27 protein-coding genes, 1 tRNA gene and 1 pseudogene are annotated in these 26,465 nt (G+C 66.5%); 10 read left to right on the top strand and 19 right to left on the bottom strand.

Annotation, left to right across the window (positions count from 1 at the left end):
• Positions 1-38: 38 nt before the first annotated feature.
• From VV02_RS12575 to VV02_RS12565, 3 genes are read right to left on the bottom strand one after another with little or no spacing between them, the layout of a single operon-like run.
• Entirely contained in the window at positions 39-917 is an 879-nt protein-coding gene (locus VV02_RS12575) for a carbohydrate ABC transporter permease (protein WP_052591863.1), read from the bottom strand.
• Entirely contained in the window at positions 914-1,846 is a 933-nt protein-coding gene (locus tag VV02_RS12570; protein ID WP_052591860.1) for a carbohydrate ABC transporter permease, read from the bottom strand. The genes VV02_RS12575 and VV02_RS12570 overlap by 4 nt, the downstream gene beginning before the upstream one ends.
• Entirely contained in the window at positions 1,843-3,207 is a 1,365-nt protein-coding gene (locus VV02_RS12565; protein ID WP_218917408.1) for an ABC transporter substrate-binding protein, read from the bottom strand. The genes VV02_RS12570 and VV02_RS12565 overlap by 4 nt, the downstream gene beginning before the upstream one ends.
• Positions 3,208-3,483: 276 nt before the next feature.
• Here VV02_RS12565 and VV02_RS12560 point away from each other — a divergent pair, with 276 nt between their 5' ends.
• The 3 genes from VV02_RS12560 to VV02_RS12550 are packed head-to-tail and all read left to right on the top strand — an operon-like array spanning position 3,484 to position 6,722.
• Positions 3,484-4,866 carry an ABC transporter substrate-binding protein gene (locus tag VV02_RS12560; protein WP_052591858.1) on the top strand — a complete coding sequence of 461 codons (1,383 nt, stop codon included), beginning with the start codon at positions 3,484-3,486 and terminating at the stop codon, positions 4,864-4,866.
• Positions 4,867-4,894: 28 nt separating this feature from the next.
• A complete protein-coding gene (locus VV02_RS12555; protein ID WP_157063392.1) occupies positions 4,895-5,842 on the top strand; it encodes a carbohydrate ABC transporter permease in 948 nt (315 codons plus the stop codon).
• A complete protein-coding gene (locus VV02_RS12550) occupies positions 5,832-6,722 on the top strand; it encodes a carbohydrate ABC transporter permease (RefSeq protein ID WP_083450124.1) in 891 nt (296 codons plus the stop codon). Before VV02_RS12555 ends, VV02_RS12550 begins: the two co-directional genes overlap by 11 nt.
• 8 nt (positions 6,723-6,730) lie before the next feature.
• On the opposite strand, the gene VV02_RS12545 is transcribed toward VV02_RS12550, so the two are convergent.
• From VV02_RS12545 to VV02_RS12535, 3 genes are all read right to left on the bottom strand, one after another.
• The gene (locus tag VV02_RS12545; RefSeq protein ID WP_218917407.1) at positions 6,731-7,747 is read right to left on the bottom strand and encodes a LacI family DNA-binding transcriptional regulator; all 1,017 of its coding nucleotides are present in this window, start codon (positions 7,745-7,747) and stop codon (positions 6,731-6,733) included.
• A 141-nt stretch (positions 7,748-7,888) separates the two neighbouring features.
• Entirely contained in the window at positions 7,889-8,233 is a 345-nt protein-coding gene (locus VV02_RS12540) for an ArsR/SmtB family transcription factor (protein WP_245633065.1), read from the bottom strand.
• A 61-nt stretch (positions 8,234-8,294) separates the two neighbouring features.
• Positions 8,295-8,819: a carboxymuconolactone decarboxylase family protein gene (locus tag VV02_RS12535; RefSeq protein ID WP_052591856.1), complete on the bottom strand. Its 525-nt coding sequence runs from the start codon at positions 8,817-8,819 to the stop codon at positions 8,295-8,297.
• Positions 8,820-8,876: 57 nt separating this feature from the next.
• Between VV02_RS12535 and VV02_RS12530 the strand changes: the two genes are divergently transcribed.
• The 6 genes and pseudogenes from VV02_RS12530 to VV02_RS26020 all read left to right on the top strand — a co-directional run bounded on the left by VV02_RS12530 (position 8,877) and on the right by VV02_RS26020 (position 16,379).
• Positions 8,877-9,299: a TIGR03668 family PPOX class F420-dependent oxidoreductase gene (locus VV02_RS12530; protein WP_052596931.1), complete on the top strand. Its 423-nt coding sequence runs from the start codon at positions 8,877-8,879 to the stop codon at positions 9,297-9,299.
• A 369-nt stretch (positions 9,300-9,668) separates the two neighbouring features.
• Positions 9,669-11,183: a DUF3375 family protein gene (locus VV02_RS12525; RefSeq protein ID WP_083450122.1), complete on the top strand. Its 1,515-nt coding sequence runs from the start codon at positions 9,669-9,671 to the stop codon at positions 11,181-11,183.
• A complete protein-coding gene (locus VV02_RS12520; RefSeq protein ID WP_052591854.1) occupies positions 11,183-11,824 on the top strand; it encodes a DUF4194 domain-containing protein in 642 nt (213 codons plus the stop codon). Before VV02_RS12525 ends, VV02_RS12520 begins: the two co-directional genes overlap by 1 nt.
• Positions 11,821-12,024: pseudogene (locus VV02_RS27445) on the top strand (ATP-binding protein); the annotation flags it as partial. The gene VV02_RS12520 and the pseudogene VV02_RS27445, both read left to right, overlap by 4 nt.
• A gap of 453 nt (positions 12,025-12,477) precedes the next feature.
• Positions 12,478-15,159 (top strand): ATP-binding protein, encoded by a 2,682-nt coding sequence (locus VV02_RS12515; protein WP_245633064.1) that lies wholly within the window; start codon positions 12,478-12,480, stop codon positions 15,157-15,159.
• Positions 15,156-16,379 carry a DUF3322 and DUF2220 domain-containing protein gene (locus VV02_RS26020; RefSeq protein ID WP_083450121.1) on the top strand — a complete coding sequence of 408 codons (1,224 nt, stop codon included), beginning with the start codon at positions 15,156-15,158 and terminating at the stop codon, positions 16,377-16,379. The genes VV02_RS12515 and VV02_RS26020 overlap by 4 nt, the downstream gene beginning before the upstream one ends.
• On the opposite strand, the gene VV02_RS12510 is transcribed toward VV02_RS26020, so the two are convergent.
• The 6 genes from VV02_RS12510 to VV02_RS12485 all read right to left on the bottom strand — a co-directional run bounded on the left by VV02_RS12510 (position 16,371) and on the right by VV02_RS12485 (position 18,906).
• Positions 16,371-16,443: transfer RNA gene (locus tag VV02_RS12510), tRNA-Ala, on the bottom strand. The two genes, VV02_RS26020 and VV02_RS12510, sit on opposite strands and share 9 nt — an antisense overlap.
• 90 nt (positions 16,444-16,533) lie before the next feature.
• Positions 16,534-17,028, bottom strand: a complete 495-nt coding sequence (locus tag VV02_RS12505) for a DUF4442 domain-containing protein (RefSeq protein ID WP_052591852.1) — start codon at positions 17,026-17,028, stop codon at positions 16,534-16,536.
• Positions 17,025-17,684, bottom strand: a complete 660-nt coding sequence (locus VV02_RS12500; protein WP_245633063.1) for a histidine phosphatase family protein — start codon at positions 17,682-17,684, stop codon at positions 17,025-17,027. Before VV02_RS12500 ends, VV02_RS12505 begins: the two co-directional genes overlap by 4 nt.
• A gap of 68 nt (positions 17,685-17,752) precedes the next feature.
• Positions 17,753-18,109 carry a ribosome silencing factor gene (gene rsfS / locus VV02_RS12495; protein WP_052591850.1) on the bottom strand — a complete coding sequence of 119 codons (357 nt, stop codon included), beginning with the start codon at positions 18,107-18,109 and terminating at the stop codon, positions 17,753-17,755.
• Positions 18,110-18,697 carry a nicotinate-nucleotide adenylyltransferase gene (nadD, locus tag VV02_RS12490; protein ID WP_052591849.1) on the bottom strand — a complete coding sequence of 196 codons (588 nt, stop codon included), beginning with the start codon at positions 18,695-18,697 and terminating at the stop codon, positions 18,110-18,112. It abuts the gene before it with no gap.
• 17 nt (positions 18,698-18,714) lie between these two features.
• A complete protein-coding gene (locus VV02_RS12485) occupies positions 18,715-18,906 on the bottom strand; it encodes a hypothetical protein (protein WP_052591848.1) in 192 nt (63 codons plus the stop codon).
• A gap of 61 nt (positions 18,907-18,967) precedes the next feature.
• On the opposite strand from VV02_RS12485, the gene VV02_RS12480 reads away from it, so the two are divergent.
• Positions 18,968-19,984, top strand: a complete 1,017-nt coding sequence (locus VV02_RS12480; protein ID WP_052596929.1) for a glycosyltransferase family 2 protein — start codon at positions 18,968-18,970, stop codon at positions 19,982-19,984.
• Here VV02_RS12480 and VV02_RS12475 read toward each other — a convergent pair.
• The 7 genes from VV02_RS12475 to rplU all read right to left on the bottom strand — a co-directional run bounded on the left by VV02_RS12475 (position 19,950) and on the right by rplU (position 26,309).
• Positions 19,950-20,645, bottom strand: coding sequence for a class I SAM-dependent methyltransferase (locus tag VV02_RS12475; protein ID WP_052591847.1), 696 nt, complete (start codon positions 20,643-20,645; stop codon positions 19,950-19,952). The two genes, VV02_RS12480 and VV02_RS12475, sit on opposite strands and share 35 nt — an antisense overlap.
• Positions 20,646-20,654: 9 nt before the next feature.
• Positions 20,655-21,923, bottom strand: a complete 1,269-nt coding sequence (locus VV02_RS12470) for a glutamate-5-semialdehyde dehydrogenase (RefSeq protein ID WP_052591846.1) — start codon at positions 21,921-21,923, stop codon at positions 20,655-20,657.
• A 73-nt stretch (positions 21,924-21,996) separates the two neighbouring features.
• A complete protein-coding gene (locus tag VV02_RS12465; protein ID WP_169787680.1) occupies positions 21,997-22,794 on the bottom strand; it encodes a DedA family protein in 798 nt (265 codons plus the stop codon).
• Positions 22,795-22,820: 26 nt separating this feature from the next.
• Positions 22,821-23,966: a glutamate 5-kinase gene (gene proB / locus VV02_RS12460; protein ID WP_083450120.1), complete on the bottom strand. Its 1,146-nt coding sequence runs from the start codon at positions 23,964-23,966 to the stop codon at positions 22,821-22,823.
• A gap of 77 nt (positions 23,967-24,043) precedes the next feature.
• Positions 24,044-25,573 carry a GTPase ObgE gene (gene obgE, locus VV02_RS12455; RefSeq protein WP_052591843.1) on the bottom strand — a complete coding sequence of 510 codons (1,530 nt, stop codon included), beginning with the start codon at positions 25,571-25,573 and terminating at the stop codon, positions 24,044-24,046.
• Between the two features lie 141 nt (positions 25,574-25,714).
• Complete coding sequence (gene rpmA / locus VV02_RS12450; RefSeq protein ID WP_052591842.1) at positions 25,715-25,987, bottom strand: 50S ribosomal protein L27; 273 nt, start codon at positions 25,985-25,987, stop codon at positions 25,715-25,717.
• A 13-nt stretch (positions 25,988-26,000) separates the two neighbouring features.
• On the bottom strand, positions 26,001-26,309 hold the full coding sequence (rplU, locus tag VV02_RS12445) for a 50S ribosomal protein L21 (protein WP_052591841.1): 309 nt from the start codon (positions 26,307-26,309) through the stop codon (positions 26,001-26,003).
• Positions 26,310-26,465 lie beyond the last annotated feature (156 nt).

Genomic DNA, 26,465 nt, shown 5'->3' with positions numbered 1-26,465 from the left:
CTGAGTCTGCGCGGGAGTCGGTGCGGTGGTCACGGCACTCACCCCCTGATCCCGGCGGTGGCGATGCTCGCGACGAACGCGCGCTGGAACAGCAGGAACAGCAGGAGGACCGGCACCACGACGGCTGTGATCGCCGCGAACACGATGACCGACGAGCCGCCCTGGCCGTTCTGCAGTGTCACCAGGCCGATGGGGAGCGTCATGTTCTCGGGGCTGCTCAAGAAGATCAGCGGTCCGAAGTAGTTGTTCCACGAGGCCTCGAACGCCAGGATCGTCATCGCGGCGATCGCCGGACCCGACAGGGGCACCAGCAGTCTGAACAGGATCCAGAGATGGCCCGCGCCGTCGATCGTCGCAGCCTCGTCGAGGTCACGCGGGATCGTGTTGAAGTACTGCCGGAAGAAGAAGATCGCGAAGACGTTGATCAGCGCCGGCAGCCACAGCGACGCCAGGTGGTCGATCAGACCCAGGTGGCGCATCAGGATGAACACCGGGATGACGGTCATCTGCACGGGCACCATCAGAGCCGCCAGCATCACCACGAAGATCGAGTCCCGCCCGCGGAACTGCAACCGCGAGAACGCATACGCCGCAAGGATGCTCACGATCATGGAGCCTGCTGTGGAGATCACCGCGACCTGCAGGCTGTTGAGCGCCATCCGCCCGAACGGGATGAGTCCGGAGATCCCCTCGAAGTTGTCGGTCGTGAAGGGTTTGGGCACCCAGCCCGGCGGGATCGAGAACGCGGACCTCTCCTGCGTGAAGCTCTGGACCACCAGCCAGACCAGCGGCGCGACCATCACCACGCCGATCACCAGCAGCACGAGATCGATCAGGAGCGAGCCGGCGGTGGGGCGACGCCGGCGTCGTACGGCCGCCGGCTTGGGCGCATCGATCTTGGGGATGAGATCGCTCATTGCGTGTGCACCCACTTTCGGCTGAGCCACAGCTGGAACAGGGTCGCGACCATCATCACCGCGAACACCAGGAGCGCGACGGCGGAGGCGTAGCCGACCTGGAAGGCCTGAAAACCCTTCTGCCACAGGTACATCACGATCGTGATGGTGGAGTTGTCCGGTCCGCCGTTGGGCGTGATGATCTGCACCGGATCGAAGATCTGGAAGGCACCGATGAAGGTCACCACGCCCGCGAAGAAGATCGTCGGCGACATCAGCGGCACCGTCACGTTCCAGAAGATCTGCCACGGCCCGGCGCCGTCGATACGGGCCGCCTCGACCAGGTCCTTCGGCACGGTCTGCAGGCCGGCCAGCATGATGACGAAGGTGAATCCGATGGTGTGCCAGAAGTCGATCGCAATGATCGACGGGAGCGCCCACGTCGGATCGGTGAACCAGTCCGGCGCCGTGATGCCGACCTCGCCGAGGTAGTAGGTCACGATCCCGAACGTCGGGTCGAGGACGTACTTCCACAGCAGCGCGACCGCCGCCCACGAGATCACGAAAGGGAAGAACAACGTGGTCCGCACGAAGTACGAAAGTGCCCGGTTCATCACGCGATTCACGCCGAGCGCGAGCAGCAGCCCCCCGCCGATGTGGGTGATGACGGACGCGAACGCAAAGATGAACGTGTTGCCCAGCGCCTTGTAGAGCAACGAGTCCGAGAACATCTCGGTGAAGTTGCTGACGCCGTTGAACCGCGCCGGCGTCAGCATGTCCCAGCTGTAGAAGCTGAGCACGATCGCCGCGATGAACGGTCCGGCGATGAAGACCAGGAACAGCAGCGCGGCCGGGCTGAGAAACGCGTACGCCACCCAGCGCTGCCGAGTCGCCGGCGACCTCCGGGAAGACCCGGCGGCCGCCGTACGACGGCTGAGCGCTGCTGTCATACCAACCCGGCCAGCTTGGTGTTGGCCTGCTCGAGCGCGTCCTTGACGGGCTTGGTGCCGGTGATGGCCGCCTGCCACCCGGCCGTGACGACGGCCTGCATCTCGGCGCCTCGGTCCGGTGACGGGATCGGTGTGCCGTAGGTGATGGCTTCAGCGAGCAGCTCGGAACCCTTGGGCGCGTTGTTCAGGAAGGTCGCGCTGGTGGCGACGCTGGTCAGCGCCGGCACGTTGGTGCCGCCGATCTGAGCGTAGAACTCGGAGGCCTCCTTGGACATGATCCACTTCAGGAACGTCCAGGCCTTGTCCTTCTGCTTGGACGCCTTCATGATCGGCCAGCCGTCCCAGCCGATCGGTGCGCCGTGCCCAGTCTTGGTGGGCCAGTTGACGATTCGAGTCTTCTCGACCACCTTGAGGCGCCGCATGTCGAGCGTCGGCCAGCGACCGCCGCCGAGCGTCGCCACCTTGCCCTTCTCGAACTGTGCGGCCGCATCGAACGTGCCACCCGGCTTGGGCGAGAGTCCCGCATCGAGCAGGCTCTTGACGTAGGTCGCCGCCTCGATCGCCTCCGGCGAGCTGAACGTCGGCTCGTCCCAGTCAGCGTTCAGCGTGCTGGCGCCGTTGGTCAGCAGCCACGGCATGATGTCGACGAACGGGAAGCCGTAGCCGATGGGCAGCAGGAACGCGCCGGTCTTGGCCTTGATCTGCTTGCCCGCCGCCATGAACTCCTCCCACGTCCAGTCCTTGGTCGGAAGCGTGACGCCCGCCTTGGCGAAGACCTCGGTGTTGCAGTACATCAGCGCAGGGTTGTAGCCGCCGGGGATGAAGTAGGTCTTGCCGTCCGTCGAGCCGTACTTCTTGGTCCAGTCCTTGAGGTGCGGGTCGATGCCGGCGTAGAAGTCGTCGACGAGCTTCTTGTCCTTCGCGATGAAGGGGTCGAGCGGAGCGAGCAGACCCTTGGACGAGAACAGCTTCTGGCCCTCGGTCGCGACGCTGACGATGTCGGGGGTCTTGCCACCGGCGATCTGCGTCGAGACCGTGTTGGCGAACGTGGCCCAGTCCTTCGCGGCGATGCCCCGGGCGTTGATCTTGATGTCGGGGTGCTTCTTGTTGAACGCCCCGAAGAGCTCGTTGAAGGCCTTCTGCTGCGTGGCGTCACCGAGGTAGACGAGGGACAGCGGACCGGATGCCGACGTGCCACCTCCGTCGGAGCCGCCGCACGCGGCGAGCGCCGGGGCAAGCGCCGCTGCGCCCACCATCTGCAGGACCGTACGCCGGCCGTACGACTGCGGCTGCTCACCACCTGCCCGCTGTTCGAGTGAAGGGGTCGAGTCGTCGGGGTCGTGGATCGGGAACTGCGACATGGCTGCCTCCGCCGTGCGTCGTTGCAAGGTCGATCGGCCACTCACAGGCCCCGCGACGGCGTACACGCGCACGTCGGGGAATCGATTACTGGCCGTTGGTTCGCAATGTACGCAGGGGGTGCGCACCCGCGCAACACATTCGTGAAAGCGTGGACAGCACGCTCGGAACGGCGCCTTCCGGCGAATCCCTTGACGGGCCACAGGCGCGGCTCTACGGTCGTAGAAATCGATTACTCGGGCGCAGTGCCGCGCTCGCCGATGCCCCAAGGTCGTGAGATGCGCGAAGAGACACCGGCTGACCCCTCCCCTCGGGTCACACGCTCGACCGTCGGTCGACGTCAGTTCCTCAGGCTGAGCACGGGGCTCGCAGTCGCCGGCCTGGCCGGCGCCCCGATCCTCACCGGGTGCAGCCGAGGCGGCAAGAACACCAAGGAGCTCTCCTTCTGGAACTTCTATGCGCCGGACCCCACGGGCAGCCCGCAGAGCAAGTGGTTCGAGTCGATGGTCGCCGAGTGGAATCGCAACAACGACGTCAGGATCAAGCTGCGCTTCATCCCCGGCAGCCAGTACCTCGGGGGCAACGTCCTGCAGACCGCGTTCTCCACGGGTGAGGGTCCGGACATCTTCCTGATCAGCCCTGGTGACTTCCTGCGCTACTACAACGGCGGCGCGTGCGTGGACCTGACGCCGCACCTCGAGCCGGGCGTGCGCTCCGACTTCGTGAAGGGTGCGCTGGAGACTCGGACGGTGGGCGGCAAGGTCTATGCGATGCCGATGGAGATCGAGCCGCTGGCGCTGTACTACGACATCGCAGCGTTCGAGAAGGCCAAGCTGTCCGAGGCGGACCTCCCCCGCACCTGGGACCAGATGCTCGACGTCGCAGAGAAGCTCACGACCAAGCAGCGCTTCGGCGTCCAGTTCGAGACGGTCCCCGGCTACTACCAGAACTTCACCTGGTACCCCTTCATGTGGCAGGCCGGTGGCACTCCCGTCACCGCCGACGCCTCCGCCAGCGAGTTCGACTCCGAGGCCGTACGCCGCGCGCTCGCCCTCTGGAGCGACACCCAGCGCCGAGGCCTGGCACCCAAGCAGGCGCTCGGCGGTGGCGCCGGGGACGTGCCCTCCAACCTCGCGGCGGGCTTCAGCGCCATGCAGCAGAGCGGCATCTGGGCGGTCTCCGACATGCGCAACCTCAAGCCGAAGTACCGCTACGGCGTGATGCCGCTGCCGACCCCGGCCGGTGGCAAGGAGCAGACGTGCGGGGGTGGCTGGGCCTTCGCCGCCAACACCTACGGCGACAACCCTGAGGCCGCCGCAAGGTTCATCACCTGGGCGCTGGCGTCGACCAGCCCGGAGGGTGTCGAGCGGGGCCGCCAGTGGAACACCGTCGCCAAGACCAACCTGCCGACGCGAGCCTCGGTGCAAGCCTCGGCTCGGGCTCATGGCGCCTTCACTTCCGGGCCTCTGAAGACATTCGCCGATGTCATCGTCCCGACCGTGCGCTCCGAGCCGCGGTATCCACCCGAGGTCTACAAGGCGATCTCGGACGCGATCCAGGGCACCCAGCTCAGTGGAAAGGCCACCGGCAGCGCCGCCGGACGGGCCAGCGATGTGATCGACAACTTCCTGCAGACGTACGACGGCGCCACCATCCTCTAGCGACCAGCCACAAGGAGGTCGGCCCGTCATGGCCACCATCACCTCATCGGACGCGACACCCGTCGCGCCCTCCCGCGAGGGCCTCGGCTCTCGACGCCGACGCCGGGAGAACCTTGCCGGCTGGCTGTTCCTGGCCCCGGACGCGATCGGGCTCCTGCTCTTCGTCGCGATCCCGATGGTGCTCGCTCTCGGTATCGCGCTGTTCGAGGTCGACAGCTTCGGCCACTACGACTTCATCGGCCTGGACAACTTCCAGCGGATGTTCGGCGACCCGATGCTGTGGAGCAGCATCTGGGTGACCGTGAAGTACGTCGTGCTGTTCGTCCCGCTGTCGTTCGTGGCCGGCCTCGGGCTCGCCCTGCTGGTGCGCGACTACTTCCCCGGCGTGGCGATCGTACGAACCCTGCTGTTCCTGCCCAACGCCGTCAGCCTCGTCGTCGTCGGCCTGCTGTGGCAGTTCTTGCTGGTGGACAAGCAGGGTGTGCTGTCCAAGGCCGGGGACAAGGTCGGCCTCGACGGCATCTCGTGGCTGGGAGATCCGAAGTACGCGCTGATCAGCTACGTGCTCATCAGCGTCTGGTTCACGATGGGCTACCAGATGCTGCTGTTCATGGCGGGGCTGAAGGACATCAACCCCGAGTACCTCGACGCCGCGAAGATCGACGGAGCGACGCCCTGGCAGCGGTTCCGGCACGTCATCTGGCCGCTGCTGCAGCCGACCAGCTTCTTCGTGCTGATCACCTCGCTGGTCGCGTCGGTCACCGGCCTGCAGGCGTTCGACCTGGTCTTCGTCCTCACCAAGGGCGGACCGGACAACCGGACGTCAACGGTCGTCTTCTACGTCTACCAGCAGGCCTTCACCTTCGGGCACTACGGCTACGCGGCCGCGATCACCGTCATCCTCGTCGCCTTCCTGATGCTGGTGACGGGTCTGTTGTTCCGGTTCACGAAGGGTGGACGTTTCCATGCCGGCTGACACCACGGTCCGTACGACCTCGGCGACGAAGTCACGGCCGGCCAGCAGCGCTGCGCCCGGCGTACGCCGTCGCCGCCCGCGCGCCAAGAAGGCGCTGCGCGGAGTCATCGCGTGGGTGATCGCCCTCATCGTGTTCTTCCCGATCGCGTGGCTGCTGCTCACCGCGTTCAAGCCGTCGGCCGAGACGTTCTCCTCCGGCTGGCCCAAGGACTGGACGCTGGAGAACATCCGCTACGTCCTGACCGAGATCGACATCAAGCGCTACCTGCTCAACAGCGCGATCGTGTCGGTGGTCGTCACCGTCCTGGCGCTGCTGTTCCACTCCATGGCGGCGTACGCCTTGGCACGGCTGCGCTTTCGCGGTTCCGGGTTCGCCTTCGGTGCGATCGTGTCGACGATGCTGGTCTCGCTGCCGGTCATCCTGGTGCCGCTGTTCCTCATCGTGCGCGAGCTCGGGATGCTCAACAGCTATGCCGGACTGATCGTGCCGGCGATCTTCAACGCGTTCGGCATCTTCTTGCTACGGCAGTACTACCTCAATGTGCCCAAGGAGCTGGAGGATGCCGCCGAGCTCGACGGGTGCGGCTATCCCGGTCTGTACTGGCACGTGATCCTGCCGCTGTCCCGGCCGGCCCTGGCGTCGCTATCCGTGCTGTTCTTCCTGGCCAACTGGAACGCGTTCCTGTGGCCGCTGGTGACGACGTCCGACCCGGACCTCGCGGTGATCCAGGTCGGCATGGCCAGTCTGCAGGGGCAGTACGCCACGGCGTACAACTACGTCCTCGCGGCGGCGCTCATCGCCGTCATCCCGACGATCCTGGTCTTCCTGATCGGCCAGCGCTGGCTGGTCGACTCGATGAAGACCTCAGGGCTGAAGTAGCCCTCGTATCAAGCAGTTTGGGCGGCCTTGGCCCTGGTCCGGCGTGGCTTGTGCAGGGAGCTGTCACGCACGATCAGCTCGGTCGACAGCGTGATCGTGCGAGCGTCCTTGCCGGCCAGCGGGTGACCGATCCGCTTGAGCAGCAGCTCGCCGGCCTGGACGCCGATCTCGTAGGTCGGCTGCACCACGACGGACATCGGCGGGTTGACGAAACCGGCCCACGGCGGGTCGTCGAAGGACACCAGACCCACGTCACGGCCGGGCAGCAGCCCGCGACGACGGAACTCTTGCAGCGCTCCCAGCGCGAGCGAGGAGTTGGCTAGGAAGAAGGAGTCCGGCGGGCTCGCCGAGTCGAGCAGTGACGCCACCGCCTCGCGCGCCGACTCGGCGCGGTAGTCGGTGTGCCGGACCAGTGACTTGGCAGGTCGGCGACGCAGTGCGGCGAACGCATCGCGGTAGCCCGCGAGCCGCTGCTCGGCCGTGTCGGCGCGCGCCGGACCGGTGACACAGGCCGGACGGGTCCAGCCCTGCTCGAACAGGTGCTCCGTGGCCAGCCGCGCCCCATCAGCCGAGCTCACCAGGACCGAGTCGACCGGCTCGCGCAGCGGACGGTCGATGGCCACGACGGGAATACCGGCCGCGGTCAGGCGAGAGATGTCGCTGCCAAAAGCGTTGGGAGACATCACAACTCCCGCGACCTGCTCCCGCTCGGCGACGTCGATGTAACGCGCTTCCTTGGCCGGGTCCTCGTCGGTGTTGCACAGCACGACCGAGAAGCCCTCTCGCTGGGCGATGTCCTCGACACCGCGTGCCACAGAGGTGAAGAACGGGTTGCCGATATCGCTGATGATGAGCGCCCAGACATCCGTGCGCTGTCGGCGCAGACTCCGGGCGACACCATTGGCGCGATAGCCCAGCTCGTTGGCGGCGTCGCGTACGCGCTCCGCGAGATCTGCGTCCACGGTCGGGACGTTGTTCAGGACCCGCGAGACGGTCGCAGCTGACACACCTGCCAGCTCGGCCACGTCTTTGATCTTGGCGATGGTCGTCTCCTACCCCTCGCTACCGATCTTCTCTGGTCGGCAGCTACACACGTTGTGCAGAGAATAGCGTCAGGCAATCGTTTACTCGTTGCAGCACAACACTGTTCGAAATCATCATTGCCCTCAGATGCGGTCGATATTGGCAGCCGAGATGACCGAGTCGAGCAACCCGGGAAAGCGTTTCTCGACGGCGGCAGACCGCAGGCGCTGACACGCCTGCCCCTGCTCGACCACCCGTTCGCTGACGCCGGCCTCGAGCAGGACCTTGAAGTGATGGCTCGCCGTCGACTTGGAGATGCCGTCGTAGAGCGCGGCGCACGGCAGCTGACCATCGGCCGCGCTCAGCCGGCGAACCATCTCGAGACGCACTGGGTCGCTCAACGCCGTCAGCACGTCCTGGATCGTGCCGACCGCTCGATGGCCTGTCGCCTCGCGGGACGAGGCACTGTCGGACGCGATGGCTGGCACCCGCCCATCGTACGGGCTAGTTCGACAGTCATCGAAGGATGCTGCTGGACCAGCGACACGCCTAGGCCCAGGTCGGCGGCTGCTGCCCGTCCTCGAGGGCGACGCCGAGCGAGTTCAGTGTCCCGGCGAGCATGGCGTACAGGCCGACGAGCAGACAGATCTCGATGAGCTGCTCGGTCGCGTACGGATCGGACAAGCCTTGCCAGGTGCGGTCACTGAGCCGATGGTCGGCCACCAGGTCATCGGCCGCGTCCAGCAGCAAAGCCCGCGTCGCGTCCTGGGACGCGGTGGAGTCGGTGGCAAGCGCAGCGATGTCATCGTCGGTCAGTCCCGCCGACCGGCCGATGACCTCGTGGTGAGACCACACGTACGGCGCACGACACCGCCAGGCGACGCGCAGGATGAGCAGCTCGCGTACCGAGTCCTCCAGCGTGGACTTCTGCAGCAGCCGCTGACCGAGCGGCAGCAGGTCCGCAAAGACATCAGTGCTCCGGACGAGCGTCGTGTAGACCCCGAGCTCGGCACCTGCGGCTGCGACCAGCGCCGTCTGTCGCTCGTCACGCTCCTCGGGTGGCAGCGGAGGCACTCGAACCGGTCTCGTTCCCGACGTTGAGCTCACCATCGCAACGCTAGCGTGGCCGTCGTGCGACTCGACGAGGACGGCGTACGCCGGCGGCTCACCCCAGCGAGAGTGGCCCGGCTGGCCACGGTGGGATCGTCAGGCGCGCCGCACCTGGTGCCCATCACGTTCGTGGTCGACGGCGACGCGCTGCTGTTCGCGGTCGACCACAAGCCCAAGACGACGACCGCCCTGCAGCGGCTGCGCAACATCGAGCGCAACCCGGCCGTGTGCGTCCTTGCTGATGAGTACGACGAGGACTGGTCCCAGCTCTGGTGGGCGCGCGTCGACGGCCAGGCCGCAGTGCTCGATGACCCCGCCGACATCGCGGCCGCCATGCGTGCCCTCCAGGGAAAGTACGAGCAGTACCGCGAACGCCCGCCGCACGACCTGGTCGTCCGCATCGACATCACCGCCTGGACCGGCTGGGCCGCGTCAAGCAGCTGAGGGCGACGTCGACGGCGGCGACCAGAGACAACACGACCGGGTCGGTGAGGCGACCCGAAGCGCCGGGTGACGTGCCGGCCCTCAGGCGATCTCGGTCCAGCGGTCGGGCCACGCCTCAGGAATGCCGGGCACGGCGCGTTCCTCCTCGCACCAGGCGCCTGCAACGAACGCGACGCCAGAACCCACCGGCCGAACGCTTGCCGTGCTCAAAGGCCATGGACCAGCTGTCGGGTGTGACGTTCGATCGCCGTCAGAGCGAGCAGCATCCCGATGCCTCTTGACGTACGGCTGGGGCGACTCACATCGCAGTGATCGAGTCTGTCGGTGGTTACAACCAGAATATGACTCTTCGGGGAAGGGAGATCCGACATGACCCCTGCAGAGCTCTTGGCTGAACACGATTCTCTGCTCCGCATGCTCGACGACCATGCCGCCGTCAGCATGTTGCAGAAGGGCAACGCCGGCATCCTCATCACTGTCCTGGCCAACACGTTCTCCACCGAGCGCGATTCGATTCCAACCGACGTATTCGAGACCGAGGTCGAGTCCCTCCTTCGCACCCTGAACGCGAACGACCTCGAGACCCCGAAGGTGCGCGAGGTACACGGCAGCGGCCGCAAGCTCTCCGACCTCTGCCGGGACTGGGTAAAGGCGGACTGGCTCTGGCGCACCGATGACGAAAACGGCACACCGTGCTTTACACGCACGGCAGAGGCCCACGAGGCGGTCGCCTTTGTCCAGAGACTCGGGGACTCACGCCGTGGTACGGCCGCTGCCGCTGTAGGCGAGATGGTGGCGAGCTTCGGGCGCATGTCGGCCCGACTCAGCGGGGACATCGAACGGCAGATCCAGCAGATCGACGACGAGATCGAAGCCCTCACGATCCGGAAGGGCCTCCTCGAATCTGGTGAGGCTGGCGGCGTTGGCCTCGACGAGTTCGAGCGCTGGTACGACGACACCCTCAACACCCAGCAGCGAATCTCGCTCGCGCTGCGCTGGATGGCGCAGGAACTCCCCCGCACACGTCGCTCGCTCCTGGAGAAGGTGCGTGAGGACGAGGTCGACGGGATCACTCACATCAACGCGTACGCCGAAGCATGGGATGAGGTGACCGACACTCCACAGGGTCGCGCGACTAAGGAGGCGCTCGCGGTTCTGTCAGATCCCTCGCAGCGTCAGTCGCTAACCCGCAACGTCGCCGCCATCTCCGAGAGCGAGCTCGGCGGCCTCCTCAACGACCGGGAGAAGCGCGCGTTGGCCGACACCTCGGTTGGGCTCTACACCCAGATCAAGCCGCTCATCGATATCTTCAACGCAAGCCTCGAGGACGTCACGTACGCGTTCAAGAAGCGCGCCGTAACCTCGACGGACCGTACAGCGTGGATGGCCGCGCTCCGCGAGGCCGCAGCGGCTCTGCGCGCAACGACGCAACGAAAGGTGCCGGCGGGGGTGATCCCGTTCCCCGTCCGCGTCGAGATCAACCATGCGCCTCCCTCGTATAGGGTCCGCGAGGCGCCTGCTGCTCCCCAGACTCTGGACGAACTCGAGATGTCCACAGCCACGCACACTGATCCAGCACTGCTTGCCCGCTGGTCCGGTCCGCACACTAACGACGTCGCCACACACATCGCCACGACGCTCGATGCTCTCGAGCCTGGGCAGTCCATGTCGACGGCCGAGATCTGGGACCTGTCGCCCGAAAGCCTCCGCCGCGCCGTGGAACTTGTTCCGTACTTCGAGCGTGCCCACAAGGTCGCCGAGGTCGGCGAATCAAGCCATTACAGCGATGCGCTAGAAGTGATCGAGACGCTTGCACCCAACGGGTCGATCGTCCGCTATGAGATCACCCGCATCGTTTATCGAAAGCCGACCGAGGGGAACTGATGGAACCACCCCTCTTCGACGGAGACCTCGGCACCGAACCGTCCGACATCCGCGAACTGTTGACCGTCCTCTTCAAGGATCACCTGCTCGACGGCAACCAGCGCGTTCGCCTGTGGAACGTTCTCATTGAGCATGAGGGCCACGTGCGATCCCGCCTCCACGACTTCTATCTAGAGTTGGTCGTCGCCCCCGGCCATCGGATCGCCTACCAGAAGCAGGTCGACGCCGACCAGGACTACCGGATCCTGACGCCCCAGCGAGCGATGAGCCGCGAGCTGGCAATGGCCGTGCTTGTCCTCGTCGACCGATATCAACGCGCTGCCGTCGCCAACGCCCCAACCGTTAGCGTTGCGCGCCGAGAGTTCGCCGACGCCTGGGAACAGATGTGGGGCGAGCGGGAAAAGGACCGCGTTGCCCGTGACAAGAATGCCGAGGCTGCCTTAAAGCGACTCTTCGAGACCGGCTTGATCATGGGCCGGTCTCCCGCCAACGGTGGCGAGAGCTGGAAGATCTCCCCCGCGGTGCCCGTCTTCTACGGGCCGGATGTCTTGCAGACCATTACCGTCTCTTTGCTCGGCGAAGAGCAGGACAACGACCGAGAAGATGAAGGTCGAGCTGATGGCCTGGATGGTGACAAGTGAACGACGCGACGCTCCTTCCTGCCCAGTGGTACCTCGCCTCGGCTCAGGTATTCAATTGGGGTCCGTTCACGGGCTACCACCGCATGGACCCTGCCGGCGTCGGCGAGGCTACGCTCATCTCAGGCAGTACCGGCACGGGAAAGTCGTCCTACCTCGACGCCACGTCGGCCTTGTTACACCCCGGCAGAATGTTCAACAAGGCATCCGCGGGCGGCGGCAAGGCGCGCTCCATTGCTACATACGTCCGCGGTGTCTACGACAAGGAAGAGTCGCTCGCGGGCACTCGCGTGTTCGCTCTCCGTGACAAGCGGGCCACCTGGTCGGCCATCGCCCACACCTGGGCGAACCTTGACGGTGAATCCTTAACCGTCTTCTCCGCCTACTTCATGAACACGGACGATGAGAAGCCGTCCCATGAAGCACACGGACGAATCGAGGGCTTCTTTGACGTACGCCAGCTGGACGCCTACACGCGCCCACCGCACGTTCCACTGCACGGCAAGAGCCTCCGGGCTGCCTTTCCGGACATGGTGCCCGCGAAGACGAAGACCGCGAATCTTACGTGGCTGGCCGACGAGCTCGGCCTCTCGAGCAACTTCACCAACCTGATGGACATCCTGTACCGGATCCAGGCGAGTCAGGAGATCCCCGGCGTGGACTGGCTGTTCACGAACCTCGTTCTGGACGAGCCAGCAGACTTACTGGCCTCGGTACGTGAGGCACGAGAGTTCTGGGATAAGGTTCGCGAGGCCCGCAAGGAGCTATACGACCGGCAGCGCAAGGCCGAGATTCTTAAGGATCTGCTGACTTATCGGCAGTCATTCGAGACGAATGCCAACGCCGACGCCTTCTTCCAAGACCTCGGCTACGGCGATGGTCGCCTTCAGGCAGACACCCCGTTCTGGCGTTGGGTGCGAGAGCGTGAGTTCAGCATCCTCGATGACTTGGAGCCTCGGCTGGCGCAGGAGGCACGCGACGCGACCGCTGCAGTGTCGAACTTTCAGATCGAGAAGGACACCGCGGACGCGGCAGCCCTCAACGCCCAGATTCGTTACCTCAAAGCGGGTGGGGCCGAAGCAGCCTCGCTCGAAACCGACATCCGCTCTGCGGAGAGCCGCGCTAATGAAGTCCGGACGGCGCGGGCGTACATGTCCGAGCGCGTCGGAACCCATCTGGCGCCTCCATTGACTCTGGACGATCTAACCGCTCAGCGCGCCGAGACCACGGCCTTCCTGGGCACGGTGTCTCGCCACCTGGCCTACATCGCCGACCCCCTACGCAAGGCCAACGGCGCCGAGTGGGATGCGCAGTCGCGTCTCACGACGCTACGCAAGGAGCGCGCGTACTACGCGAATCGCAAGGATCTCATTCCCCAGAACATGGCTGCCCGCCGCGACGAGTGGGCGAGGCTGACCGGCATCCCCGCGGCTGACTTGAAGTTTGTCGGCGAGTTGATGGACGTGGAACCGGAGTTCGAGGAGTGGCGTGACGCCCTCGAAGGCGCGGTCGGCGGTTGGGCGCTGACGCTGTTGGTGCCCGAGGAGACCATCAAGGAGTTCCGGCGCAAGGTCAACCACGTCAAGACGCCACCGATCATCCACTCCCAGGCTGTCCCGAGCGGCACGTACAACCTCGTGACAGGCCCCGAGCATCAAATCGCGGGCCGCGTGTTCTACGCGGAACACCGGTACGCCGGCTGGTTGTCGCACGAGGTTGCTCGCCGCTTCGCCCACAAATGCGTCGAAGACGGCGAGGGTCTCAACCAGCTCACCGACGGCACGTGGGGTGTGTCCAAGAGCGGGCAGGTCCGCGGTCCGAAGGGCACCGGCAAGCACGGCGGTGCCGGTCGCCGGAACATCGGCTTCTCGCCCCAGCGATTGCTGGAGGAACTCGACATCAAGATGGCCGAGACCGACTCGGAGGCCGTGAAAGCGAACGAGGAGGCGCAGGCACTCAAGCAAGCGCATCTTGACCTCACTCAGGCGCAGGCGGCGCACGAATGGTTCCAGGAAGCCACCCGCGAGTGGCATCGATACGACCTGGTCGCAGCTGAAGAGCATTTGGACTCGCTGCGCAGGCAGCGAGCCGCGCTATCCAGCGACGACGAGCTCGATGAGCTGGAGAAGGCGGCCAAGGGCCGAAGGGCCGAGGCTGACACCGCCGGCCGCCGCTTCTTTGAAGCGCAGGATGCTGCCGAGAAGGCCGTACTCCTCCGCGACAAGGTCATAGACGACAAGGAAGGCGCAGAGCGGTCGCGCGACATGCTCCGCGGACGTGGCGTCGAAGAACCTGACATGAAGCGTCTCGACGACGAAGCGCGCAGCGCATTCAACGTCGACGAACTCATTCACGAGAACCTGCAGCCGGGCTCATTGGGCAGACTCGCTCAGCACCTCCGCAAGGCACAGTCCGGTGCAGCTGGTCAGAAGGGTGTGGCGCTCAAGAACATCCGTGACGTGATGGTGGCGTTCAACCGGGAATACACCACCGTCGTTCCGATCGGTGTCTCAGTTGAGAATCCACACCCCGAGACCGACTACGTCGAGTACGCCCGCATCCGCAGCCAGCAGACAACTTACGGACTGGCACTTGCCCAGGAGCAGTTCGCACAGCAAGTCCTCGACTTCACCAACGTGAACGTCGGCGGCATCGCGGACAGCTATGAGTCCCAGCGTCGCATTATCCGAGACCGCATCAACGCCATCAATGAGCTGCTCGCACCTGAACCGTTCGGTGGCGACAGCACCCTGTCGATCCAGATCCTGCGCGACGAGAAGCCTGCCGACACCAAGGATTTCCTTGCCCAGCTGGGCTCGCTTGGCTCCGGTGCCACGAAGGGCATCACCTACGAGGCCGCTCTCGAACGCTTCCCCGCCTTTGACGCAGCGATGGACATGGTCGCGACCGAGAAGCAGGTCTCCGACCTGTTCGACGTACGACGACACATGACCATCCAGGCGCGCGCAGAGCACAAGGACGGCACCGCCACGACCTACAACCACTTCAGCGGCGAGAAGTCCGGTGGTGAGACCCAAGAGCTGACCGCGTTCGTCCTGGCGGCCGCTGTTCGCTATCACGTCGGAACCGAGGGAGTTAGCCGACCGAAGTTCGCCACCGTCTTCTTAGACGAGGCGCTCATCAAGGCCGACGACCAGTTCACCGAGCGCGCCATCAACGTCTGGCTGCGGTTCGGCTTCCAGCCGATCATCGCCGCGCCTGTCGGAAAGTTTGAGGCTGCGACCAGCGCCACCTCGCTGATCTACGCGGTGGCGAAGGACGACCAGCACCGTTCGCGTCTGGACTTCATGCGCAAGGTCGTTGGGACGAAGCCGTGAAGACGCTGGAAGAGGCTCGTGAGGGCGTGCGCAAGTGGCTCGGAACGCACCTGAGCTCCGTCGTGGCCGGTGTCGAACCCAGCCCCTGGACCGCAGGACGCAGCGTGCCGCTGCTCGGGACGGTCAGCAAGACGACCCTGCAAACGCGGTGGCCCGACTATCAGGCGTGGGCTCGTACGTGGTTTGACTGGACTCTCCCAGCCGGTGTCGGCATCGACGAGGTCATACGCAAGGTCGGGCTGAGCGACCAGCCGCTCCCGACGCATCTCCAGTTCGCCGACATCGAGACGATGTGCCGATTCGCTCAAGGTGACTGGACTGCGCGACTCATCGATCTAGGTTCCCGCTGGGAAAGCATTCGCCAGCGATTTCCGGCGGCGCCGGACGCCATCAGCGTTCTCCGGCGCACGCGCAACTGGGACGATGCGGATGTCACAACCCTCCTGAACGTCGCTCAGTGGTTTCAGGAGAACCCGAACGGCTGGCAGTACCTCACCCCTCGCCAGATCCCGCTGCCCGGCGTCCACGGCAAGTGGCTCAACGCCGCATCACGCCACAGGGAGATCACCGCCCTCACCGGCATCGGACCGATCGAACTACTCGGCCGCCCCGCCACGATCAGGTTTAGCTACTGCGACCCGGCGCATCTGGCGGCCGGCGGGCGGCGACACGACACATGGGTGCGCGGGGACGTGACCACCTTGGCGTACACCCCGACTACCGTCCTCATCGTCGAGAACCAGGACACATACTTCTACTTTCCACAGCAGCCCGGCCTGATTGTCGTGTGGGGCGTCGGCGACATGGCTCCAGCACGACTCGCCGAGTGCGAGTGGGTCGCGGGCGCCGACAACGTCATCTACTGGGGCGACATCGACGCCGACGGCTACCGGATCCTCGACTCGTTGCGGGCACGAATCCGAAAGACGCGGTCGATCCTCATGCACCTGGATGCCTACACGCAGTACGAGGTGTACGGCACCAACACCGACCGCGGGAACCAGCCCATCAAGGCTGGGCTCAAGTGGAAGCCGGCCGACCTCACTACCCCCGAACTTGAGGTGCTCCTGCACATCACTGCCGAGGACCACCGACTGCATCGACGCGTCGAGCAAGAGCGGATTCCCCTGGATGCGGCCGTGGGAGAGCTCGAACTCCAACGCAGAACGGCCCTGACCGCGATCCGCGATCAGGGCCCTTCTTCCTCTGGGTGGAGCTGAGGGGACTCGAACCCCTGACCCCTTCCATGCCATGGAAGTGCGCTACCAGCTGCGCCACAGCCCCAGGTGCATCTCCGCGAATCGCGGCGACCGGCATACTCTAGCCAGTCGATCTCCCCGCGACCAAATCGGGCCCGCCCGCCGAACGACCGGCTCAGGTCGCTGCTGCCTCGCGCTTCTTGCGGGCGTAGACCTGCCGTCGAACCCGTGCCACGACGGTGCCGTCGCGCAGCGTCAGATCCGTCTCGAACCACTGCAGGACCTTGCCTCCGCCCTCGCAGCGCCGCCGGATATCGGCCACGACCTCGACCGGCATCTCGAAGATGGCGTAGATCGTGCCGGTGCCCGGACTGACGTACTCGATCTCGGCCGCCTGGTCCCAGACCTTGTAGTCCTTACCGAGCTGATGCATCAGCAGCAGCGCGTAGAACCCGTCCGACATGGCCCCGATCGAGCCGCCGAACGCGGTGCCGTGCTGGTTGCGGTTGAGCCGCGTCAACGGCAGCTTCACCCGCGCGCGTGTCCAGTCGTCGGCGATCTGCTGCACCCGGATGCCCGTGCCGAGCATCGGCGGCCAGTAGTTCATGACGCGAGCGAGCAGCTGGGGCTGCAGGTGCTTGCGCGACCGGTACGGCGTGTCCGTGCTCATGCGCCGAGGTTCCAGCACTCGATCCGCCAGCCGAACCGGTGCTCCACGATCTCGACCCAGTGGCAGTTGTGCAGGCCGGCCAGCGACATCCACGCGACACCCTGGTCGATGCCGACCAGGTGTGCGGCCAGCGCACGTCCGGTGACACCGTGCGTCGCGAGGACCACGGTCTCGCCCTCCCCCAGCGTTGCCGTGAGCTCATCGAGCAGCTCGCTGACCCGGTCGACGACCTGTGCGATCGTCTCGCCGGTGACGCCACGTGCGACGTCCTCACCACGGGCCAGTGCGTCCTGCAGCTCGGGATAGCCCTCAGCCACGTCCCCCGCGGTGAGGCCCTGCCACTCGCCGACATGAATCTCACGCAGGCGGGGGTCGTACGCCGGTGTGAGACCCACGAGGTCGCCCAGCGCCCGCGCGGTCTCGGACGCGCGCTTGAGGTCGGAGGCGATGATCCGTCCCGGCTCGTAGCCGGCGATGACGGCGGCTGCAGCAGCGGCCTGCTCACGACCCAGCTCGGACAGCTCAGTATCGAGCTGTCCCTGCCAGATGCCGGCCGCGTTGTGCGTGGTCTGACCATGGCGCCACACGATGATCCGGCGCCGGCTCGAGCCGGCGCGCATGAGTCGTTCAGAAGGCCCGTGGGCCTTCTCGCTCACTATGCCCCCTCGCGCAGCGCCTCCTCCGTCCGGCGTCGCAGGCTCCGCCGAGCCGGCAACGTTGCCGCTCATACCGTCAGATCGATCGTCGGGCAGTCACGCCACAGCCTCTCGAGGGCGTAGAACTCACGCTCCTCCTCGTGCTGGACGTGGACGACGATGTCTCCGAAGTCGATGAGGACCCAGCGCCCTTCGCGCTGGCCCTCTCGACGAACAGGCTTGACCTGCAACGCATGCAGGCGCTCCTCGACGGCGTCGACGATCGCGGAGACCTGGGGCTCGCTGGACGCCGAGGCGATCACGAACACGTCGGTCAGCGCGAGCTGGTCGCTCACGTCAATGGCGATGACACTGGTCGCGATCTTGTCCTGGGCGGCTGCGGCTGCGGCCTTGGCCAGATCGATGGCTCGGGTCGTGGCGGCCACTCAGTCCTCCTGAAGCTCTCCGGCACCAGGCCGGTAGAGGTTGTACTTACCGATGTACTGGACGACACCGTCGGGCACGAGATACCAGACCGGCTTGTCGTTGACGACTCGCTTGCGGCAGTCGGTCGAGCTGATCGCCATGGCGGGCACCTCCTGCAGGGTGACCTTGTCCGGCGGGAGGCCGTCGTCGGTCAGCACGTGCCCGGGGCGGGTCACCCCGATGAACTGGGCGAGGTCCCACATCTGGTCCACGCCCTTCCACGACAGGATCTGCGCGAGCGCGTCGGCGCCGGTGATGAAGAACAGCTCGGCGTCCGGCCGCTGGCGCTTCAGGTCCTTGAGCGTATCGAGCGTGTAGGTCGGGCCGGGACGATCGATGTCGACCCGGCTGACCGAGAAGCGAGGGTTGGAAGCCGTCGCGATGACGGTCATGAGGTAGCGGTGCTCGGCCTCGGTGACGACTTTGCCGGCCTTCTGCCAGGGCTGACCCGTCGGCACGAAGACGACCTCATCGAGGTCGAGGAGCGACTGCACCTCGCTGGCGGCGACCAGGTGACCATGGTGGATCGGGTCGAACGTGCCGCCCATGACGCCAAGCCTGATGGTCAGTGCTCCTGCTCGTGGTGTGGCGTCGTCGCGCCGAGCTTGGCTGCGGTGTTGCGGAACGACCAGAGGATGGCCAGCAGGATCAGGAAGAAGCCGATCGCGCACAGCCCGTAACCGATGGGCGGCATGGGCAGCTCACGCTCGGCGTGCTCGCCTTCTGCAGCGGCGAAAGAGATCAAGGACGACGTCATGGGCGCAGCCTACTTGCTGCACCGGGTTGACCCAGAAAGGGTCGTCTATCCTGTGCGCACCATGACTCCAGAGCTGTCCGTCGTCGTGCCCATGTACGACGAGCAAGAGGTCCTTCCACTGTTCGTCGAGAGACTACGACCGACCCTGGACGCGCTCGGCGTGTCGTACGAGGTCGTCGCCGTGGACGACGGCTCAGGCGACCAGACACCCGTGCTGCTGCAGCGATTCCTGCGTGAGTGGCCGCAGCTGCGCGTGATCCGGCTGCGCGCCAACTCCGGGCATCAGGCCGCGATCTCGGCCGGCCTGGGCAACGCACGAGGCGGCTGGATCGCCACGATCGACGCCGATCTGCAAGATCCGCCCGAAGTCATCGGCGAGATGCTCGAGGCGGGCCGTGCTCAGGGTGCCGACGTCATCTACGGCGTCCGCAGCGACCGGAGCACCGACAGTGCCTTCAAGCGCACGACGGCCCGCGGGTTCTATCGCATGATGCGGATCATCGGCGGCGACGACATCCGGATGGACGCCGGCGACTTCCGCCTCATGTCCCGCGCGACGGTCGACGCCGTCAACGCCCTGCCGGAGCACCACCGCGTGCTGCGGCTGGTCATCCCGACGCTCGGTTTTCCCGAGGCGGAGGTCGGCTACAAGCGGGATGCTCGCGCTGCTGGCGACTCGAAGTACCCGTTGTCCAAGATGCTCAAGCTCACGATCGACTCGGTCACCGGGTTCAGCCTGGCACCCCTGCGCCTGGCGACGTGGTTCGGGCTGGGGGGCTTCGCGATCGCGGCTGCGCTGCTCACCTACGCCGTGATCAGCAAGCTCATGGGCAACGCCATCTCGGGCTGGACCTCAACGGTGGTGATCGTCGCCGGGTTCGCCGCACTGCAGCTGCTGTGCCTCGGCATCCTCGGCGAGTACGTCGGGCGGATCTACTCCACCCAGCAGGCCCGGCCGACCTACTACGTCGCCTACGACTCACTGCTCGGGCCGGTGAACGCGAAGGCTGTGAGCCCAAGCGAACGCCGGCCCGACGCCGAGGTCAGGCAGGCCGGCGAGCGCGTACGACCAGGCTGACGCCCGGCAGCTTGCCGAGGGGCAGCACCCGCTCCATCGCGACCACCGACCGAAGGGCGGCGTTGACGAGGCGCGGCGGGTCGTCCAGGTCGCTGCCGGAGGTCGAACGCCGCCGCCAGGCAACGGCCGGACGCAGCAGCACCATCCAGGAGACGACAGAGTCGATCTCGAACCCGTGCCGCTCCAGCAGACCGATCAGCTCCGGGCGGGTGTAGCGCCGCACGTGTCCAACGGCTTCGTCGTGCGCCGACCACAGACGTGGGTCGGCCGGCACCGAGATCAAGAAGGCGCCTCCGGGCCGCAGGCAACGGTGGATCTCCTCCACCGCGCGGTCGTCGTCCTCAAGGTGCTCGAGGACGTCATAGGCGACCACGAGGTCCAACGAGCCGTCGTTGATCGGGATCTTCATGGCATCGGCACGCAGCACCGGGAGTCCGCGCTCATTGGCGACCTCGGCACCGTCGGCGCCGTACTCCAGCGGTGCTGCCGACCAGCCGTGCTCGACCAGAACTCGGGTGTTGCCGCCACCGGCCGCCCCGATGTCGACGGCCTTGCCAGGTGTCAGACCGGCCAACGCCTTGGCGAGAATGGCGCGCCGCTCGGCGTACCACCAGTGACGGTCTTCGACCGCGGCCAGCTTGCGAACTTCTGTGCCTTCCAAAACTGCTCCCTAAACCCTGATCTGGCCGTCGCCGTTGACAATCCATTTGGTACTCGTCAGTTCTTGCAGCGCCATGGGACCACGCGCGTGCAGCTTTTGTGTGGATATACCGATCTCAGCACCAAAACCGAACTCGCCGCCATCGGTGAACCGCGTGGAGGCGTTGACCGTGACGACGGCCGCGTCGACCTCCGCCGTGAATCGCCGCGCCGCAGCCCGGTCCTGGGTGACGATCGCCTCGGTGTGCTGAGTGCCGTAGAGCGCGATGTGGTCCAGGGCCGCGTCCAGGCTCGGCACGACACCCACGCTCATCTCCATCGCCAGGTGCTCAGTCGCCCAGTCCTCGTCGGTCACTGGTTCGTACGCGGCTCCGGCGGCTTCGGCGGCCGCGCTCGCCTGCTCGTCGGTGTGCAGCAGAACGCCCGCTCCCCCGAGCTCGGCGAGCACCTTGGGCAGGAAGTCGGCCGCCACCTTCTGGTGGACCAGCAAGGACTCCGCGGCGTTGCAGACGCTCGGACGATGTGTCTTGGAATTGACCGCGATCGCCAGCGCCATGTCGAGGTCGGCCGCCGCATCGATGTAGACGTGGCAGTTGCCGACACCGGTCTCGATCACCGGCACCGTGGACTGAGTGACCACGGTCTGGATGAGGTCGGCGCCACCGCGTGGGATCACCAGGTCGATGAGCCCTCGAGCGGTGATGAGCGCGGTCACGTCCTCGCGACCGCCGTTCAGCAGCTGAACGGTGTCGGCGGGCAGACCCAGCCGCGTCAGTCCTTCGCGCATCGTCTCGACCAGCGCGGCGTTGGTGCTCGCGGCGGCCGAGCCGCCACGCAGGATCATGGCGTTGCCGGACTTCAGGCCGAGTCCGGCCGCATCGACAGTGACATTGGGACGGGCTTCGTAGATCATCCCGACCACGCCCATCGGGACGCGGACCTGCGTGACCTGCAGGCCGTTGGCGAGGGTCGACCCGCGTACGACCTCCCCGACCGGGTCCGGCAGGGCCGCGAGGTCACGCAGGGCCTGCGCGATGGCCGCGACGCGCTCCGGTGTCAGCCGCAGCCGATCCTGCAGGCTGTCCGGCATCCCAGCGCTCTCACCGCGAGCCAGATCCTTGCCGTTGGCCGCGACGATGCGGTCGGTCGCGGCCTCGAGCGCATCGGCGAGGCTCAGCAGCGCGGCGTCCTTGTCTGCCCTCGGGAGCAGCGCCAGCCGGCGGCTCGCCGCTAGCGCAGCCTTCCCCGCGACCGCCACCCGAAGCTGTGAAGTCTGCATAACCGTCAAGCCTAGGTGCGGATCGCTGCGATGACGAAGGCGTGCTCACATGTCGTACGCGCCGGCAGCACGTTCAGGCGGCAGCTTGCTTGCGAGCTCGCAGGGCGCTGCTGACGAAGATCCCGACGATCAGCGCGATCGAGATGTACCAGCTGTACTTGCTGATCAGGTTGACGACGTCCTTGGCGGGCTCACCGATGCGGTAGCCGAGATAGACGTAGACGGCCCGGTTGCACAGCGCACCGAGGAAGTCGATCAGCAGGAACGTCCGCAGCTTCATCCGGGCGTTGCCGAGGAAGGCGTAGACGATCGCACTGGGGATGAACGGGATGAACCAGACGAGGAAGAGCGCCGGAGCGCCGAACCGGTGAGCCAGTCGCTCGGCGTGATGCGCGGTGCGTGCGGCCCAGCGCGACCGACCCGCGATCACCTCGATGATCCCGTGCCCCCACAGGCGCCCGGCCCACCAGAAGATCCAGTCGAACTTGATCACGGACAGGGACGCGAGCAGCATCCCGATCCACCAGTAGGGCTCGTCACCCAGCTTGACGTCGGCGCCGATGTCGACCATCGCGATAGAGGAGCCGTTGACCGCGGCCAGTGCATACGGGTTGAGGCTGAGCAGGATCGGCCGCAACGGCAGCGTCACCAAGCCGTAGATGCCGATCAGCGAGATCGCGCCCCAGCACCACAGATCGGCGCGTCCGGGCTTGCCCTTCCAGGGCATCCGCGGGTCTTCCCACCACTCCTTGCCCTCGGCCTCGGCCTCCTCGCCCTCGACCTCGCGACTGGCGGTCGCACCGTCGAGGTGCGCAGTGTCCAGGTCTTCGGTGTCGGCCGGAGCCGTCCCCTCGTGCGCGGGCTGCCCCACGTCGTCTCTCCGTTCGTCGGCCGGGCTCATCGCCGGTGTCCGTGCATCACTACGAGGTCATCGCGGTGGACGACCTCTCGTTCGTACTCGGGTCCGAGCTCGCGAGCCAGATCACGGGTGCTGCGACCCAGCAGGTCGGGCAGCTCCTTCGCGTCGTAGTTGACCAGACCGCGCGCCACGACCTGGTCGCGGGTGTCGACGAGGTCCACCGGGTCGCCCTCGGAGAAGCGTCCGTTGATCCCCACGATCCCCGCCGGGAGCAACGACTTGCCTCGCTGCGTGACGGCCGCCACGGCGCCGTCGTCCAGGACGAGGCGCCCCTGCGGTGTGGTGGCGTACGCCAGCCACAGGCGTCGTGCGCGGCCTCGCCCGTGGGTCGGGTGGAAGACCGTCCCGACGTCATCGCCGTCCAGCGCAGCCTGCACCAGGGGCGTGGCCGTCAGCACCGTGGGTACGCCAGCCGCCGTAGCGATGGTCGCGGCCTCCACCTTGGTCTGCATCCCGCCGGTGCCGACGCCGGATCCGGTCCCGGCGATGTCGACATGTGCGATCTCCTCCACGGAGGCGACCTCGGCGATCCTGGCGCTGCCGGCACGACTCGGCGGGCCGTCGTACAGCGCATCGACGTCCGAGAGCAGCACGAGCGCGTCGGCATCGACCAGGTGCGCCACCAGGGCAGCCAGCCGGTCGTTGTCGCCGAAACGGATCTCGTGCGTCGCGACGGTGTCGTTCTCGTTCACGACCGGGACAACGCCCAGGGCGAGCAGACGTTCCAGGGTGCGCCGCGCGTTGGTGTAGTGGGTACGCCGCGTGACGTCGTCAGCGGTGAGCAGCACCTGCCCAACGGTCAGGCCGTGCCGGCCGAACGCCCCCGTGTAGGCGGCCAGCAGCGCGCCCTGACCGACGCTAGCCGCCGCCTGCTGCGTGGCCAGGTCACGCGGGCGACGAGAGAGCGCGAGCGGCTTGATCCCGGCCGCGATCGCACCAGAGGAGACGAGCACGATCTCGCTGCCGACCAGACGGCGTCGGGCGAGCACATCGACCAGCGCCGCAAGGCGGTCGGGCGACAGGTTGCCCGCCTCGTCCGTCAGCGAGCTGGAGCCGACCTTGACGACCACGCGGTGCGCCGAGGCCACTGCCGCGCGTGCCGACGTCGTGCTGGGCTCGCTCACAGGAGCCGAGCGTAGTTCGCGCGGGCGGCGGTCGCCTCGATGTCCATGTCAGAGGAACGGACGTCGTACGTCGGCGCTCAGTCCTCGTCGACCTCGACAGGCGGGCGCTCGGTCCAGATCCCGGCCTCACGCTCGGCCTGCAGGGACTCTCGCGCCTCGCGCTGGCCGTCCTTGCGGGAGTGGAACTCATCGCGCCTCTCGGCGCGAGTCGGACGGTGCTGCTCGTCCAGCCGCAGGTCGGTGCCGCGCGCACCGAGCAGCTCAGCGCCGGTGGCCATGGTGGGCTCCCAGTCGAAGACCACGGCGTTGTCGACCGGTCCGATGAGGACCGTCGACCCGGCGACGGCACCGGCCTTGAAGAGTGCGTCCTCGACGCCGAGCCGGTTGAGCCGGTCCGCGAGGTAGCCGACAGCCTCGTCGTTGGCGAAGTCAGTCTGGCGAATCCAGCGCGTCGGGCGCTCACCGACGACGCGGAAGATATCGCCGTCGGAGGTGTGCTCACGACGAACCTCGAACCCGGAGTCGTCAACAGCCTTGGGGCGCAACACGATTCGGGCCGGTGTGGCGACCTCGACCTCGGCGCGGGCGGTCGCGACGTGACCGGCCAGCGCGAAGGAGAGCTCCTTGAGACCCTGGTGCGCGACCGCCGAGACGATGTGCACCTCGAGGCCCTTGGCCTCCAGGTCGGGGCGCACCATCTCGGCCAGCTCACGGGCGTCGGGCACGTCAGCCTTGTTGAGAACCACGATGCGGGTGCGCTCGGACAGCGGCTTGCCGCCGAGCGAGGCGTCGGGGACGTATTCGGAGAGCTCGTGCTCGATGACGTCGAGATCGGTCATGGGGTCGCGGCCCGGCTCGAGGGTGGCGCAGTCGATCACGTGCACCAGGACCGAGCAGCGCTCCACGTGGCGCAGGAACTCCAGCCCCAGACCCTTGCCCTGGCTGGCGCCGGGGATCAGGCCGGGTACGTCGGCGATCGTGTAGCGCTCGGAGCCGGCTGTGACGACGCCGAGGTTGGGCACGAGCGTGGTGAAGGGGTAGTCGGCGATCTTCGGCTTGGCAGCGGACATCACCGACACCAGGCTCGACTTGCCGGCCGACGGGAAGCCGATCAGAGCGACGTCGGCGAGCGTCTTCAGCTCCAGGACGACGTCGAGCTCGTCGCCCGGCTCACCCAGCAGCGCGAATCCAGGAGCGATGCGACGCGCCGAGGCGAGCGCCTTGTTGCCCAGTCCCCCGCGGCCGCCCTGGGCGATCACGAACCGGGTGCCAGCGCCAACCAGGTCGGCGACGATCTCGCCGCTGCCGTCCTTGACGACCGTGCCTTCGGGGACCGGAAGGACCAGGTCGTCGCCGTCTGCACCGTTGCGCTCGTCTCCGGCGCCCGGCTTGCCGTTGGTGGCCTTGCGGTGAGGGCTGCGGTGGTAGTCCAGCAGGGTCGTGGACTGCGGGTCGACCTCGAGGACGACGTCACCGCCACGACCGCCGTTGCCACCGTCCGGGCCGCCGAGCGGCTTGAACTTCTCTCGGTGCACCGAGGCCACTCCGTGACCGCCGTTGCCGGCGACGACCTGCAGGACGACGCGGTCGACGAACTGAGTAGCCATGGTGCTCCTGTCGGTCAGCTGATGTGACCAAGTGTGACGTGCGGGCGCCCTCGGGAGGTGACGCGTGGCGTACCTGCTTGAGGACATGCGAGAGGGGGCGGGCCGTGCAGGCCAGCCCCCTCACGTGAGGTCATGCGTTGCTCAGACGGCCGCGTCAGCGGTCTCCTGGGCGACGATGTTGACGACCTTGCGGCCGCCCTTGGTGCCGAACTCGACGGCGCCGGCCGACAGCGCGAACAGCGTGTCGTCGCCGCCACGGCCGACGTTCTGGCCCGGGTGGAAGTGCGTGCCACGCTGGCGAACGATGATCTCGCCGGCGTTGACCACCTGACCACCGAAGCGCTTCACGCCGAGTCGCTGTGCGTTGGAGTCACGACCGTTGCGGGTCGAGGACGCACCCTTCTTGTGTGCCATCTCTGTATCTCCCTCAGGACTCGATCGAGGTGACCTTGACGCGGGTCAGCGGCTGACGGTGACCCTGGCGCTTGCGGTAACCGGTCTTGTTCTTGTACTTGATGATCGTGATCTTGGGGCCCTTCTCGGCCTTGACGACCTCGGCCTTGACCGTCACCTTGGCGAGCTTGTCAGCGTCGCTGGTGATGGTCTCGCCGTCGACGAGAAGGAGCGGCGTGAGGTCGATGCTGTCGCCGGCCTCACCGTTGACCTTGTCAATGATGAGGACGTCGCCGACGGAGACCTTCTCCTGGCGGCCGCCCGCGCGAACGATCGCGTACACGTCTGTCTCACTCTCTAGTCGTTCAGGGGTCAGTTCACGAAGAACATGGGTGCTGTCCCGGCGCTCAGCGCTGGGACCTCAAACATGGCACACGAATACAGTCGTACTCATCCGTGTGACCGGTCCGACGGGACGCACCGAGGATCAAGACTACCC

Origin of the sequence: Luteipulveratus mongoliensis, assembly GCF_001190945.1 — a bacterium.
GTDB lineage: Bacteria > Actinomycetota > Actinomycetes > Actinomycetales > Dermatophilaceae > Luteipulveratus > Luteipulveratus mongoliensis.
Note: the sequence above shows the minus strand (reverse complement) of the source record. Positions and strands in the feature narration are given on the sequence as shown.

What these genes read in the sequence shown, in the direction of transcription:
- VV02_RS12575 (WP_052591863.1), bottom strand. Translation starts at nt 917, where the DNA reads ATGAGCGATCTCATCCCCAAGATCGATGCGCCCAAGCCGGCGGCCGTA.
- VV02_RS12570 (WP_052591860.1), bottom strand. Translation starts at nt 1,846, where the DNA reads ATGACAGCAGCGCTCAGCCGTCGTACGGCGGCCGCCGGGTCTTCCCGG.
- VV02_RS12565 (WP_218917408.1), bottom strand. Translation starts at nt 3,207, where the DNA reads ATGTCGCAGTTCCCGATCCACGACCCCGACGACTCGACCCCTTCACTC.
- VV02_RS12560 (WP_052591858.1), top strand. Translation starts at nt 3,484, where the DNA reads ATGCGCGAAGAGACACCGGCTGACCCCTCCCCTCGGGTCACACGCTCG.
- VV02_RS12555 (WP_157063392.1), top strand. Translation starts at nt 4,895, where the DNA reads ATGGCCACCATCACCTCATCGGACGCGACACCCGTCGCGCCCTCCCGC.
- VV02_RS12550 (WP_083450124.1), top strand. Translation starts at nt 5,832, where the DNA reads ATGCCGGCTGACACCACGGTCCGTACGACCTCGGCGACGAAGTCACGG.
- VV02_RS12525 (WP_083450122.1), top strand. Translation starts at nt 9,669, where the DNA reads ATGACCCCTGCAGAGCTCTTGGCTGAACACGATTCTCTGCTCCGCATG.
- VV02_RS12520 (WP_052591854.1), top strand. Translation starts at nt 11,183, where the DNA reads ATGGAACCACCCCTCTTCGACGGAGACCTCGGCACCGAACCGTCCGAC.
- VV02_RS12505 (WP_052591852.1), bottom strand. Translation starts at nt 17,028, where the DNA reads ATGAGCACGGACACGCCGTACCGGTCGCGCAAGCACCTGCAGCCCCAG.
- nadD (WP_052591849.1), bottom strand. Translation starts at nt 18,697, where the DNA reads ATGGGCGGCACGTTCGACCCGATCCACCATGGTCACCTGGTCGCCGCC.
- VV02_RS12485 (WP_052591848.1), bottom strand. Translation starts at nt 18,906, where the DNA reads ATGACGTCGTCCTTGATCTCTTTCGCCGCTGCAGAAGGCGAGCACGCC.
- VV02_RS12480 (WP_052596929.1), top strand. Translation starts at nt 18,968, where the DNA reads ATGACTCCAGAGCTGTCCGTCGTCGTGCCCATGTACGACGAGCAAGAG.
- VV02_RS12470 (WP_052591846.1), bottom strand. Translation starts at nt 21,923, where the DNA reads ATGCAGACTTCACAGCTTCGGGTGGCGGTCGCGGGGAAGGCTGCGCTA.
- obgE (WP_052591843.1), bottom strand. Translation starts at nt 25,573, where the DNA reads ATGGCTACTCAGTTCGTCGACCGCGTCGTCCTGCAGGTCGTCGCCGGC.
- rpmA (WP_052591842.1), bottom strand. Translation starts at nt 25,987, where the DNA reads ATGGCACACAAGAAGGGTGCGTCCTCGACCCGCAACGGTCGTGACTCC.